At 74.0% G+C, this 16,357-nt stretch carries 14 protein-coding genes; 5 read left to right on the top strand and 9 right to left on the bottom strand.

The window, feature by feature from the left end:
* Positions 1-52: 52 nt before the first annotated feature.
* From ACFVYI_RS00565 to ACFVYI_RS00535, 7 genes are all read right to left on the bottom strand, one after another.
* Positions 53-874: an alpha/beta fold hydrolase gene (locus ACFVYI_RS00565; RefSeq protein WP_387879822.1), complete on the bottom strand. Its 822-nt coding sequence runs from the start codon at positions 872-874 to the stop codon at positions 53-55.
* Between the two features lie 132 nt (positions 875-1,006).
* Positions 1,007-1,510, bottom strand: coding sequence for a DoxX family protein (locus ACFVYI_RS00560; RefSeq protein ID WP_387879820.1), 504 nt, complete (start codon positions 1,508-1,510; stop codon positions 1,007-1,009).
* Between the two features lie 19 nt (positions 1,511-1,529).
* On the bottom strand, positions 1,530-2,204 hold the full coding sequence (locus ACFVYI_RS00555) for a hydrolase (protein WP_387879816.1): 675 nt from the start codon (positions 2,202-2,204) through the stop codon (positions 1,530-1,532).
* Between the two features lie 154 nt (positions 2,205-2,358).
* A complete protein-coding gene (locus tag ACFVYI_RS00550) occupies positions 2,359-4,257 on the bottom strand; it encodes an amidohydrolase (RefSeq protein ID WP_387879814.1) in 1,899 nt (632 codons plus the stop codon).
* 22 nt (positions 4,258-4,279) lie between these two features.
* Positions 4,280-4,990: a GPR1/FUN34/YaaH family transporter gene (locus ACFVYI_RS00545; protein ID WP_387879812.1), complete on the bottom strand. Its 711-nt coding sequence runs from the start codon at positions 4,988-4,990 to the stop codon at positions 4,280-4,282.
* Between the two features lie 371 nt (positions 4,991-5,361).
* On the bottom strand, positions 5,362-6,444 hold the full coding sequence (locus tag ACFVYI_RS00540; protein ID WP_387879810.1) for a helix-turn-helix transcriptional regulator: 1,083 nt from the start codon (positions 6,442-6,444) through the stop codon (positions 5,362-5,364).
* Complete coding sequence (locus ACFVYI_RS00535; protein ID WP_387879808.1) at positions 6,441-6,803, bottom strand: hypothetical protein; 363 nt, start codon at positions 6,801-6,803, stop codon at positions 6,441-6,443. Before ACFVYI_RS00535 ends, ACFVYI_RS00540 begins: the two co-directional genes overlap by 4 nt.
* A 763-nt stretch (positions 6,804-7,566) precedes the next feature.
* Between ACFVYI_RS00535 and ACFVYI_RS00530 the strand changes: the two genes are divergently transcribed.
* Complete coding sequence (locus ACFVYI_RS00530) at positions 7,567-9,627, top strand: discoidin domain-containing protein (protein WP_387879806.1); 2,061 nt, start codon at positions 7,567-7,569, stop codon at positions 9,625-9,627.
* Between the two features lie 93 nt (positions 9,628-9,720).
* Here the strand turns inward: ACFVYI_RS00530 and ACFVYI_RS00525 are convergent, their stop codons facing one another.
* Together ACFVYI_RS00525 and ACFVYI_RS00520 are read right to left on the bottom strand one after the other, a co-directional pair.
* Positions 9,721-10,590 (bottom strand): GyrI-like domain-containing protein, encoded by an 870-nt coding sequence (locus ACFVYI_RS00525; protein WP_387879803.1) that lies wholly within the window; start codon positions 10,588-10,590, stop codon positions 9,721-9,723.
* Positions 10,591-10,996: 406 nt separating this feature from the next.
* Positions 10,997-11,641 carry a GyrI-like domain-containing protein gene (locus ACFVYI_RS00520; protein ID WP_387879800.1) on the bottom strand — a complete coding sequence of 215 codons (645 nt, stop codon included), beginning with the start codon at positions 11,639-11,641 and terminating at the stop codon, positions 10,997-10,999.
* A gap of 353 nt (positions 11,642-11,994) precedes the next feature.
* Here ACFVYI_RS00520 and ACFVYI_RS00515 point away from each other — a divergent pair, with 353 nt between their 5' ends.
* The 4 genes from ACFVYI_RS00515 to ACFVYI_RS00500 all read left to right on the top strand — a co-directional run bounded on the left by ACFVYI_RS00515 (position 11,995) and on the right by ACFVYI_RS00500 (position 16,351).
* The gene (locus ACFVYI_RS00515; protein WP_387879798.1) at positions 11,995-13,317 is read left to right on the top strand and encodes a TrpB-like pyridoxal phosphate-dependent enzyme; all 1,323 of its coding nucleotides are present in this window, start codon (positions 11,995-11,997) and stop codon (positions 13,315-13,317) included.
* A 255-nt stretch (positions 13,318-13,572) separates the two neighbouring features.
* Positions 13,573-14,682 carry a 2-deoxy-scyllo-inosose synthase gene (locus ACFVYI_RS00510; RefSeq protein WP_387879795.1) on the top strand — a complete coding sequence of 370 codons (1,110 nt, stop codon included), beginning with the start codon at positions 13,573-13,575 and terminating at the stop codon, positions 14,680-14,682.
* 97 nt (positions 14,683-14,779) lie between these two features.
* Positions 14,780-15,418 (top strand): class I SAM-dependent methyltransferase, encoded by a 639-nt coding sequence (locus tag ACFVYI_RS00505; protein WP_387879793.1) that lies wholly within the window; start codon positions 14,780-14,782, stop codon positions 15,416-15,418.
* Between the two features lie 87 nt (positions 15,419-15,505).
* A complete protein-coding gene (locus ACFVYI_RS00500; protein WP_387879790.1) occupies positions 15,506-16,351 on the top strand; it encodes a sugar phosphate isomerase/epimerase family protein in 846 nt (281 codons plus the stop codon).
* Positions 16,352-16,357 lie beyond the last annotated feature (6 nt).

Below are 16,357 nucleotides of genomic sequence, written 5' to 3'. Positions count from 1 at the left end.
GGGGTACGAAGTGACTGCCGTGCAGGTGAGCGGGGCCGCGGGGGCGGCGGAGTCAGACGCCGACGAACTCCAGCAGGTCCTCGGTGAACGCGGTCTCGTACGCGCCGACCAGGCCGTGCGGGGCGCCCGGGTAGACCTTGAGGACGCCCTGGGACAGCAGCTTCACGGCCTTCTCGGCGGAGGCGGCGATCGGGACGATCTGGTCGTCGCCGCCGTGGGCGACCAGGACCGGGATGTCGATCTTCTTGAGGTCCTCGGTGAAGTCGGTCTCCGAGAACGCCTCGATGCAGTCGAGGGCGCCCTTGAGGCCGGCCTGCATGCCCTGGAGCCAGAACTCGCGGCGCTTGCCCTCGGAGACCGCGGCGCCGGGCCGGTTGAAGCCGAAGAAGGCCTCGCTGAGGTCGTAGTAGAACTGCGACCGGTCGGCGGCCACGCCGGCCCGGATGCCGTCGAAGAACTCGATCGGGGTGCCCTCGGGGTTGGCCTCGGTCCGCAGCATCAGCGGCGGCACGGCGCCGAGCAGGACGGCCTTGCGCACCCGGTCGCTGCCGTGGCGGCCGAGGTAGCGGGCGACCTCACCGCCGCCGGTCGAGTGGCCGACCAGGACGGCGTCGGTGAGGTCGAGCTGCTCCAGCAGCTCGGCCAGGTCGTCCGCGTACTGGTCCATGTGGTTGCCGTCCCAGGTCTGGCCGGACCGGCCGTGGCCGCGCCGGTCGTGGGCGACGACCCGGTAGCCGGCCTCGGCGACGGCGACGGCGAGGCTGTCCCAGGCGTCGGCGTTGAGCGGCCAGCCGTGGGAGAGGACGACCGGACGACCGGTGCCCCAGTCCTTGAAGAACTTCTGCGAGCCGTCGGAGAGCGTGATGAAGGGCATGATGCGCCTTTCGGTGTCGGTGCCACGGCCGGGCCGGTGGGCCCGGCCGGGGAGCGGTGATCAGGTGGAGGGGTGAGCAGGTCGGGACGTCGGGACGCGAGGTGGTGGTGCGTCCTCGGGGATGCGCGGCCGTCAGGGCCGGGCGGCCACCGGGGCGGGCCGGTGCAGCAGCAGGCGGACGGCGAGTCCGCTGCCGACGCCTCCCAGCACGGTGACCGCGACCCACCAGCCGGCCCAGGGCGCCAGGCCCAGGGCCTGGTCGACGGAGTACCGGCCGGGCCCGGTGAGCGCGAGCACGGTCGCGACGACGATCAGCACGAGCGGGTACTCGTAGCCGTCCTTCTGCACCCAGAGGCCGTGCGGCCACTTCACGGTCAGGGCGACCGTCATCACCCCGGCCGCGCCGGCCGCCGCGAGCGGGGTCAGCGCTCCGGCGGCGAGCAGCAGGCCCGAGCCGATCTGGCCGGCGCCCGCGGCGAGCGCGGTGAGTCTCCCGCCGCGGAAGCCGTCGTGCCGGAACTCCTCGGTCCCGCCGGCCAGGCCGCTGCCGTCGAGCCGGAAGCTGACCTTCTGGATGCCGTGACCGGCGATCAGCAGCCCGGTCACCAGGCGGAGGACGAGCAGACCGGTGTCCATGGTCTCGTTCCGTTCCCGGTCAGCCCGCGGCGTGCGGGTCGATCATGGACTGCGCGTAGACCACGCCCATCCCGTACGCGCCGCCGTGCTCCTTGACCACGTCCAGGGTGTCCGCGTACGTCTCGGTGCGGGCCCAGTCCCGCTGGAGCTCCAGCAGCACCTGGAGCCAGGTGACCGGCACCGCGCCGGCGGCGGCCATCCGCTGCACGGCGTGCTCGTGCGCGGCCGGCGTGACACCGGCGGAGGCGTCGGCGACCACGTAGACCTGGTAGCCCTGGTCGAGCGCGGACAGGGCCGGCAGGACCAGGCAGACCTCGGTCCAGAGGCCGGAGAGCACGATCTTGCGGCGGCCGGTGGCCTTGACCGCCTCGACCAGCGCCTCGTCCTCCCAGGCGTTCATCGAGGTGCGGTCGACGATCTCGTGCTTCGGGAAGACCGCGCGCAGCTGCGGCAGTATCGGCCCGGAGAAGGACTCGGCGGCGACGGTGGAGAGCACCACCGGCACGTCGAAGACCCGGGCGGCCTTGGCCAGGCCGACGGTGGCGTTGATGACCCCGGCGCGGTCGGCGCTGGCCGCGCCGAAGAACATCTGCGGCTGGTGGTCGACGAACAGCATCATCGCGTTGTCGGGCGAGATGAGGTCCGGGCTGGGCTGGGCCGAGACACCGGCGAGGTCGAAGGTGCGGTCGGTCATGGTCGGCTCCTTGAGTCGGGAGGGTCGGGGTGGGGATGGTCGGGGTCGGGAGGATCGGGGTGGGGATGGTCGGGGTCGGGAGGATCGGGGTCGGGAGGATCGGGGTGGGGAGGGTCGGTCGGACGGTGGGTGCGGCCCGGCGGCGCCCGGCGGCTCAGCCCCCGAAGCAGGGGTCCACGAAGCCGGCCGGGCCGGCGGGTTCGAGGCCGCGGGCGAGCCGCCACCGGTACTGCTCGTCCCCGGCGGCCGCCACCTCGGCCAGGCGGTCGGCCTGCCGGGCGCCGGAGGTCGAGGGCGGCGGGGAGGCCTGGTAGCCGCCGAAGTGGGCGACCGGGCTCCAGGCCGGGCTGATCGGCGGCGCCGCCTCGTCCAGGCCCTCGTACTCGGCCACCGCGTGGACGAGGCGGCCGCCCACCACGGTGAGCACGGCCTCGATGTGCGGGATGTCCTCGGCGGGCACGGTGAAGTAGTCGTGGGAGAGCACCGCGAAGTCCGCGAGGAAACCTTCCTTCAGAAGCCCCTTCACCTCCTCCTCGCCGGTGATCCGGGCACCGCCGCGGGTGTACAGCTCCAGCGCGCTCTCCCGGGAGAGCAGCCGCTGCGGCGGGTGGAGCGCGCGTCCGCCGACGGTCCGGCCGGTCACCAGCCAGTGCAGGGCCACCCACGGGTTGTAGGAGGAGACCCGGGTGGCGTCCGTGCCCGCCGCGACCGGCAGGCCGAGCGCCAGCATCTCCGTCACCGGAGGGGTCCGGGCGGCGGCCTCGGCGCCGTAGCGGTCGACGAACGCCGAGCCCTGGAAGGACATCCGGTTCTGCACGCTGATCGCGCCGCCGAGTGCGGCGATCCGTTCCAGGCTGTGCGGGGAGACCGTCTCGGCGTGGTCGAAGAGCCAGCGGTTGCCGGCCGGGAAGAGCCCGTCCGCGGCGAGCTTCTCGAAGACCGCGAGGTCGCGCCGGATGGTCTCGTCGTACGTCGCGTGCAGCCGGAAGCCCCAGCCGTTCTCCATCAGCAGCCGCACGGCCTGCTCGAACCGGGCCTCGTAGCCGGCCTCCAGCTCGGGCCGCGGCTCGGTGAAGTTCTCGAAGTCGGCGGCGGCCCAGGTGAGGTTCTCCCCCGCGCCGTTCAGCCGCAGCCACTCGTCGCCCTCGCCCGGTCGCACCGTCTCGACCCAGCGGCGCAGGTCGTCGATCTCCTGCCCGGCGGTCTGCGGGAACAGGTGGTACGCGATGCGCAGTGTGAGCTGCCCTTCGCGGGCCAGCTCGATGACGGTGGCGTAGTTGTCGGGGAAGTTCTGGAAGCCGCCGGCGGCGTCCACCGCCGAGGTCAGGCCGAACCGGTTGAGTTCACGCAGGAAGTGCCGGGTGGAGGTCTTGCGGTCCGCCTCGTCCAGTGCGGGCGCCTTGGCCAGGGTCGAGTACAGCGCGAGCGCGCCGGGGGCGGCCAGCAGGACGCCGTTGGGCTCGCCGTCGCGGCCGCGGACGATCTGCCCGCCGCGCGGATCCGGGGTGTCGCGGGTGAATCCGGCCGCGCGGACGGCGGCCCGGTTCAGGATCGCGGACTGGTAGAGGTGCAGGACGAAGACCGGGGTGTCCGGCGCGGCGGCGTCGAGCTCCGCCGGGGTGGGCAGCCGGCGTTCGGCGAACTGCTCGGCCGACCAGCCGCCGACCACCCGGATCCACTGGCCCTTCGGGGTGCGGGCGGCCTGCTCGCGGAGCATCGCCAGGCCCTGGCGCAGCGAGCGCACGCCGTCCCAGCGCAGCTCCAGCACGTAGTTCAACCCGCCGCGGATGACGTGCAGATGGGAGTCGTTGAGCCCGGGCACGACCCGTCGGCCGAGGCCGTCGACCACCCGGGTGTCCGGGCCGACGTGGGCGGCGACGTCGCGCTCGTCCCCGAGGGCGAGCACGCGGCCGTCGCGGACGGCGAGCGCGGAGGCCTCGGGCCGGGCCCGGTCCCCGGTGTGGATCCTCGCGTTGCGCAGGACGAGGTCGGCGGGGTGCTGGGGCGGACCGGCAGCGGGCACAGTGCCGCCGACGGGCATGGAATCAGCCATGATCGTCGCTTTCAGGAGGGGTTCAGAGGGTGCGGCGCACGCCGGCCTGGCGTTCGAGGTCGCGCAGTTGGAGCGTCAGATCGCCCTCCACCGCGTGGTGGGCGGGGCCGCTGCGTCCGATCGGCAGGACCTCCTCGCCCCGCATGTCCTCCAGCATCAGCGCGAACGCCGTGTAGAGGGCCACGGCGGCGAGCAGCAGCCCGAGCGCGCCGGAGAGGGTGCCCAGCCGGGCGACGCCGGTCAGATTGGCCAGCGCGGCCACCGCGAACCGGGGCACCGCGGTGCACAGCACCAGCCAGAGCGCCCGCTTGCGGCCCGCCACGCTCGCCATCATCAGGGCGAACAGCGCGAACGTGGCGTTCAGCACGCCCAGCACGTGGGTCCCGCCGACCGGATCGACCACCAGGACGAGCGAACTCGCCAGCCAGAGACCGGAGAAGCAGGCCATCAGGGTCGCCGCCAGGGCGTCCCGGGCACCGAGGGCGAAGACCGCCACCACCAGTTGCAGGACGAACGCCGGCAGGATCGCCAGGCCCACCGCCCGCCGGGCGCCGTCCTCGAAGACGCCGAGCTGGAAGCAGCCGACCAGCACCGAGGCGATCCCGACCGCGTAGAACCCGAGCGGCATCGGTGAGGCGATCGGCCGCAGGTTGATCCGCGTCATCCGGCGCAGATCAGGCTCGAAGCGCCGGCCACCGGGCGGTTCGGCCGGAGATCTCTCGCTGGTCGTCATGGTGCCTCCTCCGATACGGGATGGACGGGCTACGCGGACCGCCGTGACGCGGGCCGCGGCCGGTCCGGTTCGGTTCGGTTCGGCGGGGCCGGAACCCGGCTGCCGTGCGGAACACCACGGACGTTATGGCGGCTCCGGGACGGCCGGTGCTCTCTCCCTGCACAGGCCTTGCTCACGGGCGCACCGCCGTCGCGACCGGGAGACGGCCGCCGCAGGGGCGGCAGGCCCGCGCGCGGCCGGCGCCCGTCCCCGGTGCCGGCACCGGGGACGGGCCACCCGAGTCGACCAGGAACGCGAACGGGACGGCGCCGCCGTCGGTGCCGTCCCGCTTCCGCCCACCTGCCCGAGCCGGGCCCCACCGCTCCGACCGGTCAGCCGACCGACCGGGGGGCCCGGATCACACGCTCGGCACAGTGGCCGCAGGCCCCTTCACCGGGGCGTAGTGCGGCCAGCACCACCCACAGCGGCCGCCGGCACGACGCGCAGTGCCCGCTCCACGGCACGGCCGGGCCCGGAAAGGGCACGGCCGGGAGGAAATGGCTTTCCGCCGCGTACGCCGTCGCGGCCTCCTCGGCGAACCGCAGGAGGGCGGTGACGCCCGGCGGGCGCCCGGCGGGCCGTCGGGACGGGTCGCCGACGATCCCGGACCGGGCCGCCCGGAGTAGCGCGGAGACGTCCGGCAGCCGGGGCGCAGGGCGACGGGGCGGCGGGACGGACGGGCCCGGTCGCGGGGGAACCACCGGCCCGCACCCGGCCGCCGGAGCGTAGTACCCGTCCGTCGGCGGCCGGCTCACGGCTCCGACCGGCTCGCTCCCCCGACCCGATGCCACCACGGTGACGCGGGACCAGACCACCCGCCACGGCTCGAACTCGCGCTCGGCCACACCGAGCGCCGCGAGACAGCCCTGGAGCGTGCGCCAGGTCGGCACCGCCCGGCCGGTCAGGAACTCGTCGATCGTGCTGCGGCCCACCGCGTACCCACGCCGTTTCGCGGCGGCGGCCATCGTGCGCAGCGCGGGGCGGCCGCGCTGCGCCCGGAGCACCCGTACCGCGTCCATGAGTTCGTGGGGCTGGGTGATCAGGTCGAGCGGCCGGTCCAGGGCGAGCGTGGTCCGCCGAGTCGGCCGCCCACCGGAACCGGGGAGCGGCGGGTAGACGGGCGTCCGGTTGGCGGCCGCCTTCTCCCACAGGGCGCGCACCCGGTCCGGTGGGGCGCCCACGGCCGCGCCGATCGCCTCGGTGGCCGCCCGGCCGACCAGGGTCTCACCGCCGAGCGCCCGGTTCACCGAGGCCGGTGAACACCCGGCGGTACCGTCCAGCACCGCCGCGACGGCACGCCGGCTCATCCCCCGGGCGATCCGGGCCTGGTTCAACTCCTCGGCGAGGCGGTGGACATGGATCTGCGCACGCGCCCGGCGCACGGCCCCGGGGATCTGCTCGACGGGCCCGCTCATCGGTTCGGACGCCGGGTGCGGCGCAGCTCGCGGACCAGGAGCACGGCGACCGCGCCACCGACCCCCAGGACCGCGCCGATCGCCCGGGTCTGCAGACCGGACAGTGCCAGGGCGCCGGTCTCGCCCATCACCGCCGCTACCACTCCGGCCGTGGCGAGGGGACGCAGAGCCAACTCGCGCGCCAGGAGCACAGCGACCGCGCCGGCCAGCCCGAGCACCACGCCGATCTCCTGCGTCCGCATCCCCGCCAGTGCCGACGCCCCGGCCGCGCCCATCACCGACACGACCACCCCGGCCGCCGCGGCCGAGCGGGTGCGATCCGCCGCGCCGAAGCCGTCTGCGGCCCCTCGGCCGTTCACCGATCCCCGGCCGTCCCTGGATCCTCGACTCACGAAAGAGTCCTCACGTTCGAGGCCCGGGTCGAGGCGGCGCCTCGTTCCGGGCCGACCTGATGCCACGTCATGCCCGGTACCGCTCGGTCGAGTCCGGTGGGTTGCACCCCTCCCGGCCCCTCGGGCTGCCCCCGATGATGCACTCCTCCCGGGGCACGCCACCACTCGTCCCGGGCGATGCCTCACGATGTCCGGCGCCTCACAACCGGCGGGAAGCCCGGGCCGGGGTCCGTCACCCGTCGCCGCCCTGGCCACAGCGGTGTCCGAGTGTTCCAAAACTCGTGTCCGGCCCCTCGTGTCCGGCGCTCCCCTCGCATCGCCAGACCGCGCCGGTCTACAGTCCATCCGACCGGGAGACGGCCGCCGCAGGGGCGGCTGTTCCCCGACCTGGCCGCCCCGGCCGATGCCACGTCGCATCAGGGGATTTCGGCGGCTCCGTTGCACCGGAGCCGCCGCGCGACCGACGGGTCGAGTCGGTTCGCGGGCGTCCCGGCAGCGATTCGCTGTCGGGACGCCCGGCCACCCCCACCCGTCGGGCCTCCCGGGACCGAGCGGGCCGGCGCGTCAACGGGCCATCCGTCCACGGCTATTGACTCGGAATCCAACAGTGGCGATTCTCGTCACACCGAGTACGCGGGACATGACAGTCGCCGGCCGGGCGGTCAGGCGCCCCGGGCCGGGCTGCTGCTGCCCCGCGTCGTCCGCGCACCGAAGACCGAAGTGGTGACCAATGCCCCCACAGCCCCACCGCCGGCGCAGACTCGTCACGGCCCTGGCCTCCCTCCTCACCCTCCTCTCCCTGCTCTTCGCCGCCCCCGCGCCCGGGGCCTCGGGCGAGACGGGCTGGTGGAACCCGGTCGCGCGGCCCGCGCCCGACTCGCAGATCGGCGTCACCGGCGAGCCGTTCCGGGGCACCGACGCCCAGGGGCGGGTGCGCGGCTTCGTCGACGCGCACGACCACCTGATGTCCAACGAGGCCTTCGGCGGCCGGCTCCTGTGCGGCAGCACGTTCTCCGAGTCGGGGATCGCGGACGCGCTCAAGGACTGTCCCGAGCACTACCCCGACGGCTCGCTCGCGATCTTCGACTTCGTCACCAAGGGCGGCGACGGCAAGCACGACCCGGTCGGCTGGCCCACCTTCAAGGACTGGCCGGCCCACGACTCGCTGACCCACGAGCAGAACTACTACGCCTGGGTCGAGCGGGCCTGGCGCGGCGGCCAGCGGGTGCTGGTCGACGACCTGGTCACCAACGGGGTGATCTGCTCGATCTACTTCTTCAAGGACCGCGGCTGCGACGAGATGGACTCCATCCGCCTCCAGGCGCGGAAGACGTACGAGCTGCAGGCCTACATCGACCGGATGTACGGCGGGGCGGGCAAGGGCTGGTTCCGGATCGTCACCGACAGCGCGCAGGCCCGCGAGGTGGTCAAGCAGGGCAAGCTCGCCGTCGTCCTCGGCGTGGAGACCTCCGAGCCCTTCGGCTGCAAGCAGATCCTGGACGTCGCGCAGTGCAGCCGGGCCGACATCGACCGCGGTCTGGACGAGCTCTACGGCCTGGGCGTGCGCAGCATGTTCCTGTGCCACAAGTTCGACAACGCGCTGTGCGGGGTCCGCTTCGACGAGGGCGCCCTCGGCACCGCCATCAACGTCGGCCAGTTCCTGTCCACCGGCACCTTCTGGGCGACGGAGCAGTGCGCCGGGCCGCAGCACGACAACCCGATCGGCCTCGCGCCGGCGCCGGGCGCCCAGAGCTCGCTGCCACCGGGGGTGGCCGTCCCGTCGTACGCCACCGGCGCGCAGTGCAACACCCGCGGCCTCACCGAGCTCGGCGAGTACGCGGTGCGCGGCATGATGCAGCGCAAGATGATGCTGGAGGTCGACCACATGAGCGTCAAGGCGGCCGACCGCGCCTTCGACATCCTCGAATCGGCCTCGTACCCGGGCGTGATCTCCTCGCACAGCTGGATGGACCTCGACTGGACCGAGCGCGTCTACAAGCTCGGCGGCTTCGTCGCCCAGTACATGAACGGCGCCGAGGCGTTCAGCTCGGAGGCCAAGCGCACCGACGCGCTGCGCGACAAGTACGGGGTGGGCTACGGCTACGGCACCGACATGAACGGCCTCGGCGGCTGGCCCGCCCCGCCCGGCGCCGGTGCCCCGAACCCGGTCGTCTACCCGTTCCGCACCACCGACGGCGGCTCCGTCGTCGACCGGCAGACCACCGGCGAGCGCACCTGGGACTACAACACCGACGGCGCCGCGCACTACGGCCTCGTGCCGGACTGGCTGGAGGAGATCCGGCTGGTCGGCGGGCAGGGCGTGGTGGACGACCTGTTCCGGGGCGCCGAGTCCTACCTGAGCACCTGGGGCGCGTCCGAACACCACCGGGCCGGCACCAACCTCGCGGCCGGCTCCTCGGCCACGGCCGGCTCCGCGGAGTGGAACCCGTTCACGAGCTACGCCCCCGACCGGGCGATCGACGGCAGCACGGGCACCCGCTGGGCCAGCGACTGGAGCGACGACCAGTGGCTGCGGATCGACCTCGGGGCCACCACCCTGGTCGGGCGCGTCACCCTGGACTGGGAGCGCGCCTACGGGAAGGCGTACCGGATCGAGGTCTCCGCCGACGGCGCCACCTGGCAGTCCGTGTGGTCCACCACCACCGGTGACGGCGGCCTGGACACCGCGCGGTTCACCGGTGTGCCGGCCCGGTACGTCCGCGTCCACGGGCTCCAGCGCGGCACGCAGTGGGGCTACTCGCTCTACGAGGTCGGGGTCTACAGCACCTGACGCGAGCCCCGACAGGAGTGCGCGGGCCCCGGGCGACCGCCCGGGGCCCGCGCGGGGTGTGGGGGGCGTGCCCGCTGCCCGGGCGCGCTCCGCTCAACCCCGGCAGGAGTGCGGCATCAGATAGACGTCCACCGCGACCTGGCGCTCGGGGTGGGCCGACGGGAAGGAGGAGAACTCCAGGTAGTACGGCAGCGGCGGACGCTCGGTGCGCTGCATGCCCTTGGTGGCGGCGCTGACCGCCAGGTGCATGTAGGTGAACGGGATCAGCTCGGGCGGCCCGACGTGACGCATCGCCAGTCCGGTGGAGGCGGGCACCACTTGGACGCCCATGCCGTCGCGGGTCTGCGGGTCGAAGCGGTCCGGGACCGGGACGCAGATGTCGTGCCGCGTCCGGGCGCCGATGAAGAAGTCCGGGTCGTCGTAGGAGACGCCCAGGGCCTTCGAGCGGGCCGGACAGTGGCCGTGGGTGGTGAGCCAGCCGCGCAGCCGCTCCCAGGCGGTGTCGGCGCTGTCGATCGGGCCGAGGTGGGAGTAGAACGCGACCCGGCGCTGCGGGATCGCGGCCGGGCGGATGTCGGCGCCGGCCGCGCCGGCGCTGGGCCAGGCGGTGTTCTGCGGGTTGGTGCGCAGGTCGGTGGGACATATCCCGTACGCGGACCGGAACGCGCGGGTGAAGGCCGCGTGCGAGTTGTACCCGGCGCTGACGGCGATGTCGATGATCGTGCGGTCGCCGTAGACCAACCGGTAGGCCGCCAGGGAGAGTCTGAGCCTGCGGACGTAGCGGTGGATAGGCTCGCCGACCTGGTGCCGGAAGACCCGGCGCAGATAGTCGGGCGAGGTGTTGGTGGCCATCGCCAGTTCCTCCAGGGAGACGGCCGCCTCACCGTCCCTGACCTGGGCCACGATGTGGGGGATGGCCCGGCGCAGACGCTCGTCGTGGCTGCTCAGCGTGTCGATCTTCATAGCAGACTGAAGCCCTCCGCTTCTCGGGTCCGCGCCGGGCGGGGTCCGACGGGCGACCGGAGCCGATTCCGGGCCTGTGGGGCCGACGCCTGACGACGGACCGACCGATGTCATGTCAATCGATCGCACCTCAATGCCTACCTGCGCGGCAACCCCCCGTGCGCGCCAGGGTCGGACGTCCGGATCCACATCGCCCCGGAGCGTGGCCGGGGAAAAGGACACCGCCCTGACGGCGGCTCCCGGGGACGGGCGAAGACGGGCCCCGAACGGGCTACCGGCCCTGACGGGGATTCTCACGATGCTAGGGGGGGCGTCCAAGGCTGTCCAGCGGGCCGGAGCCGGTGCGCGGAGGTGCGCCACGGCGGCCACGGGAGGCCACCGGCCCGTGCCCGGGTGTGCCGACGCCTCAGGAGACCGGCTGGCGCAGGATGGTACGGCGCCGCTCGGGGGCCGTCCTGGTCGGGTCCGACAGATAGATCTCGTGGTGCCGGCCCGCCTCGCGCAGACCCTCGGTGTGCAGGTAGTCGTGCAGCAGCTTCACCGTCCGCGGCTCGGTCTCGTACGGGCCCTTGTGCAGCACCTGGACGCAGCGGCCCTCGGCGAAGGACTCCCGGCGCAGCCGGCCGGCCGCCTCGGCGCCGGCCTTGGCCGCCGCCTTGGCGAGCGCGGCGGCGAGCTGCGCGTCGGTGTAGGGGACGGGCTGGCGGATCAGCAGGGTCCACTCCCAGCCGGCCCGGTCGCCCGGGCCGTAGGAGTCCACCGAGACGGCGTCGAAGTGCGGGTCGTCGCTGTGCCAGAGCCCTTCCAGCGGCATGACCGCGTAGTCCGTCCCGGTGTCGGCCCGGACGGCGAACTTGAGGGCGTACGAGGCCGCGTACAGCGCGGCGACGGCGGGCCCGAACGCGGGGCTCTGCTGCGGGTCGCCGACGCCGTCGACGGCCAGGAACGCGAACTCGGGGACGTCGAGCGGCTGCGGGACGGCCTTGGCGCTGTACAGGGCGCCGCCGAGCTTGCGGTGGTCGGTCTTGGCGGCCTTGCCGGTGGTACTCATGGTGCACAACTCCCGTACGGCTGCGGATCGGGGCGCCCGGGGCGCCGGTGGGTCGGGGCGGCCGGAGGCCCCCGCAGGGGCGAACGAGACGGTGCGGCGACGGTCACCGCGCGCCCGGTGACGCGGTCCGGGCCGTCGCCCGGCCGCCGGGCCGGACCGCTGACCCGGGCTTCGCCCAGGAGCGGGCCGGTCCGGGACGGCTTTTCCACCGTTGCGGTCAAGTCCTCCCCCGGCAACCGATCCAAAGCTTGACTGAGCCGGTCAACAACGCTCCAACCGCTTCTCACCCGGTCGTTTCGCTGCGAGAACTGACGTGCGCGGTTCCCCCATCCGGATGACGAGAGGGATGCATCGTGACTCCAGCCGCCCAGTGGACCCCCGTGTCGGTGCCGGCCGCGGCGGACCCCCATGTGGTCCCCTCGCACTGGTTCAACCTCGTCCCCAGCCTGCCCGGCCCCGTCCCGCCGCCCCGCGAGCCCGAGGGCGCGGAGCACGACGCCTGGGGCTCCCGGCTCGCCCTGCAGCAGCGGATCCGGCTCGACGCCGTCCGGGCCCAGGACGGCGCCACCGAAGCCTTCCTGGCGATCCCGGAGCGGGTGCGCGAGGAGCTGGCGTCGATCGGGCGCCCCACCCCGCTGCTGCGGGCCCGGGCCCTGGAGCGCCACCTGGAGACCCCGGCGCGGATCTACCTCAAGCGCGAGGACGTGCTGCCCACCGGCAGCTTCAAGCTCAACTCGGCCATCGCCCAGGCCCACTTCGCGGCCGAGCAGGGCGTCGACACCCTGGTCACCGAGACCGGCGCCGGTCAGTGGGGCCACGCCGTGGCCTGGGCCGCCCGCCGCTTCGGCCTCCGGGCCGTCATCTACTGGGCCGGGGTCTCGGCCCGCCAGAAGCCCGGGCGGCGCGCGCTGATCGAGATGCTCGGCGCCGAGGTGCACGCCTCCCCCAGCGAGCGGACGCCGGTCGGCAAGGCCCTGCTGCGCGACGGGCGGCACCTGCTGGGCTCGCTCGGCACCGCGATCGGCGAGGCCATCAGCCACGCCGCGCTGCACCCGGAGACCCGCTACATCTCCGGCAGCAACCTGGCCCACGTGCTGATCCACCAGACCGTCATCGGCCAGGAGACCAAGGCCCAGCTGGCCGCCCTCGGCGAACGGCCGGACACGCTGGTGGCCTGTGTCGGCGGCGGCAGCAACCTCGGCGGCTTCATGGGCCCCTACCTGGCCGAGAAGGCGGAGCGCGGCGACGGGCTGCTGCTGCTCGGCGCGGAGTCCGCCAGCGCCCCCCGGCTCACCCGGGGCACCCTGCGCTACGACCACGCCGACCCGGAGGGCGTCACCCCGCTCGGCAAGTCGTACACCCTGGGCCGGGACTACGAGCTCCCGGAGACCCACGTCGGCGGTCTGCGCCAGCACAGCGGCTCGCCCATCATCGGCGTGCTGCGCGGCGAGGGGCTGCTGGACGCGGTCGCGTACGAGGAGGCGGAGGTGTTCGAGACCGGGCGGCTGGTGCTCTCCACCGAGGGGATGCTGATCGCGCCCGAGTCCTGCCACGCGCTGCGCGCGGCCGTGGACCGGGCCGTGCTGGCCCGGGAGACCGGGCGGTCCGAGGTGATCGTGGCCTGCGTCAGCGGCAACGGGCTGCTCGACCTCGACGGCTACCTCGCGCACCGCTGACCCGCGTCGCACGCGACCGGCCCGAACACCGCCCGAAGCGCACCGCCGAGCACGCACGCCGGGAGCACACCACCGCGTGCCCGGGCCGGGCCGCACCACCCGGAGCACCACCCCCGCGCACGAGGCGCGCCGACGGGAGCACCCGGGCCGCGACCACGCGCCGCGGCACCCCGCGCTCCGGCACCGGGCACCGGGCACCCCGGGACCACCCGTTCCGACACCACCCGTTCCGACACCCTGCACGAAAGGACCGACGTGTCCGACGGAACCATCATCGAGCTGTCCAGCGGGACCGACCCGAGCTGCCCGTACTATCTGGGCGAGTCCATCGGCGACCGGCTGCCCGAGTACCTGGGCCGGCACGCGTTCGACGAGTTCTACCTGGTCACCAGCCAGCCGCTGTACGAGCTGTTCGGCCGGGACCTCGCGCACCGGCTCGGCCGGGCGGGCGTCGCCGTCAACCTCGTCACCGTGGCCGAGGGCGAGAGCGTCAAGGGCTGGCCCGCACTCACCGCCCTCTGCGAGCGGCTGGTGGCCGCCGGCGCCACCAAGGACTCGATCGTCGGCGCGCTCGGCGGCGGCATGATCAGCAACCTGGCCGGACTGGCCGCCGCCATGGTCTACCGGGGCCTGCGCTTCGTCGAGATCCCGACCACCATGCTGAACCTCACCGACGGCACCCTCAGCAACAAGCAGGCGATCAACGGCGCGCTCGGCAAGAACCAGTTCGGCGTCTACCACGCGCCGCTGTTCATCTGGGCCGACGTGGCGATGCTGCGCAGCGAGCCGGAGCGCCAGCACCGCAGCGCCCTGGTCGAGGCGCTGAAGAACGGCCTGGTCAACGACGCCGCGTGGGTCGACCGGATGGAGGGCCTGCTGGCCGGCGGAGTGGCGGGCATCCGGGACGACCTGCTCGGGGTCTGCCACGAGGTGGTCCGCAGCAAGCTGGGGATCCTGGCGCAGGACCCGGGCGAGCGCGGCGCCGGCATCATCCTGGAGTACGGCCACACGGTGGGCCACGCGGTGGAGTTCCTCTCCGGGGGCGCGCTGCTGCACGGCGAGGCGGTCGGCATCGGGATGTGCGCGGCGGCCCGGCTGGGCATCCGGCTCGGGATCACCGCCCCGGAGGTGCTGGCCCGCCAGGAGCACCTGCTGGGCACCCTGATCGGCAGTCCGACCGCGGTGCCCCGGGAGTTCACCCCGGAGCGGATCGTCGAGGTCATCCTCAGCGACAACAAGCGCCGGGCGGGCAGCGCGGTGCGGTTCGTGCTGGTGCCCGAGGTCGGCCGGGTGCACATCGTCGACGGCGACCACGAGACGCCGGTGCCCGAGCCCCTGCTGAAGAGCGTCCTCGCCGAGGCCTGAGCACCCCGAACGCCCTGCCCGGAGCACCCCGCGCCCACCGTCGACCGCCGAACCCGCAGGCCCGGACGGCCTGTTCGGCCTCCCGAAGGAGTCATCCATGTACGAAGCGCATGCCCCGGAGATCGCCGAGACGGTCTACCGGCTCGACGGCCCGCTGCGCTGGGCCCTCGGCGAGGTGCAGGACCTGCTGCGCAGCGTCGGCGCCGCCCCCGGCCAGCAGGTGGTCGACGTCGGCGCGGGGACGGGCTACGCGGCCGTACCCGCCGCCCGGCTGGTCGGGCCGCAGGGCTCGGTGCACTGCGTCGACGGCAGCCCGGAGCTGCTGGACGTGCTCGCCGCCCGGGCCGCCCGGGAGGGCGTGGCCGACCGGCTGACCCGCACCGTGAGCCCGGTGGTACCACTGCCCGTCGCCGACGCCGCCGCCGACCTGGTGATCTCCACCTACGTGCTGCACGAGCTGGCGGGCGAGGCACCGGCCGCCATCGCCGAGATGTACCGGGTGCTGCGCCCCGGCGGGCGGGTCGCCCTGGCGGACTACCGCAAGACCGCCGACAAGGAACGCAACCGGGAGATCGAGGCCTGGTACGCCCGCCAGCCCGACGGCGCCGGCCCCGAGGAGGTGCACCTGCGCTTCTCGCTGAACGAGGTGGAGGAGATGCTGCGCGCCGCCGGCTTCCGGCGGATCGAGCTGCGCACCTGGCACGACTTCCACGTGCACGCCACCGCGGAGAAGTGAACCGGACCACCACGCGGGGGCGCGCCCCGACGGCCCGCCCCGGTCAACGCACCTGACGAACCGTCAGCACGGAGAAGGAGAACTGTCGTGGTCAAGCTTGCCTACAACGCCAACGGCCTGCGGACGATCTCGGTGGAACGCGCGATCGAGGCGGTCGCCGACGCCGGCTACGAGGGGATCGAACTCTCGCTCCACCCGGCCCACCTGGACCCGTTCGCCTTCGGCCCCGCCGAGGCCGCGCCGATCCGCAAGGCCCTGGAGCGCACCGGACTGACGGCCTGCTGCCTGGCCGCGGGCGCCGACAACCTGCTCGGCGAGGAGCGGTTCGAGCCCTCGCTGATCCACCCCACCGCCGAGGGCCGGGCCCGTCGCGTCGACCTCGTCCTGCGGGCGGTCCGGATCGCCGACGAACTCGGCATCCCGTACGTCAACTTCGCCACCGGCAAGCGCAAGCCCGAGGTGGGCGAGGAGCAGGCCCGGCAGTGGCTGGACGAGGGCGTGCGGCAGGTGCTGGAGGGCCCCGGCAACGCGGTGCTGGCGATGGAACCCGAGCCGGAGTTCTTCCTGGAGAGCAACGACGGGGTCGCCCGGCTGGCCGACGCGCTGGCCTCGGACCGGTTCGCCCTCGCCCAGGACCTCGGCCACTGCCGGGTGGTGGAGGAGGACTACCTCGGCTCGGTCGAGCGGAACCTGCCCTACACGAAGATCATCCAGGTCGAGGACATCAAGGGCCGGGTGCACCACCACGAGATCCCCGGGGACGGCGACATCGACTTCGCCGGCTTCTTCTCGGTGCTGGGGCGCGGCGGCTACGACGGCTACGTCAGCGTCGAGCTGTACAACCACGCCGACCGCTACGCGCACGCGCTGCGCCGCAGCCGCGAGGTGCTGACCGCCGCGATCGCCGCCGCGGCCGCCGGCCCGCAGGGCTGAACCGGC

The sequence above is a fragment of the Kitasatospora sp. NPDC058218 genome (genome assembly GCF_042882445.1).
Classification (GTDB): domain Bacteria; phylum Actinomycetota; class Actinomycetes; order Streptomycetales; family Streptomycetaceae; genus Kitasatospora.
This window is presented reverse-complemented; position numbering and strand designations above follow the sequence as displayed.

Coding starts and splice junctions, on each gene's coding strand:
- ACFVYI_RS00565 (WP_387879822.1), bottom strand. CDS start 874: ATGCCCTTCATCACGCTCTCCGACGGCTCGCAGAAGTTCTTCAAGGAC.
- ACFVYI_RS00560 (WP_387879820.1), bottom strand. CDS start 1,510: ATGGACACCGGTCTGCTCGTCCTCCGCCTGGTGACCGGGCTGCTGATC.
- ACFVYI_RS00555 (WP_387879816.1), bottom strand. CDS start 2,204: ATGACCGACCGCACCTTCGACCTCGCCGGTGTCTCGGCCCAGCCCAGC.
- ACFVYI_RS00550 (WP_387879814.1), bottom strand. CDS start 4,257: ATGGCTGATTCCATGCCCGTCGGCGGCACTGTGCCCGCTGCCGGTCCG.
- ACFVYI_RS00545 (WP_387879812.1), bottom strand. CDS start 4,990: ATGACGACCAGCGAGAGATCTCCGGCCGAACCGCCCGGTGGCCGGCGC.
- ACFVYI_RS00540 (WP_387879810.1), bottom strand. CDS start 6,444: ATGAGCGGGCCCGTCGAGCAGATCCCCGGGGCCGTGCGCCGGGCGCGT.
- ACFVYI_RS00530 (WP_387879806.1), top strand. CDS start 7,567: ATGCCCCCACAGCCCCACCGCCGGCGCAGACTCGTCACGGCCCTGGCC.
- ACFVYI_RS00525 (WP_387879803.1), bottom strand. CDS start 10,590: ATGAAGATCGACACGCTGAGCAGCCACGACGAGCGTCTGCGCCGGGCC.
- ACFVYI_RS00520 (WP_387879800.1), bottom strand. CDS start 11,641: ATGAGTACCACCGGCAAGGCCGCCAAGACCGACCACCGCAAGCTCGGC.
- ACFVYI_RS00505 (WP_387879793.1), top strand. CDS start 14,780: ATGTACGAAGCGCATGCCCCGGAGATCGCCGAGACGGTCTACCGGCTC.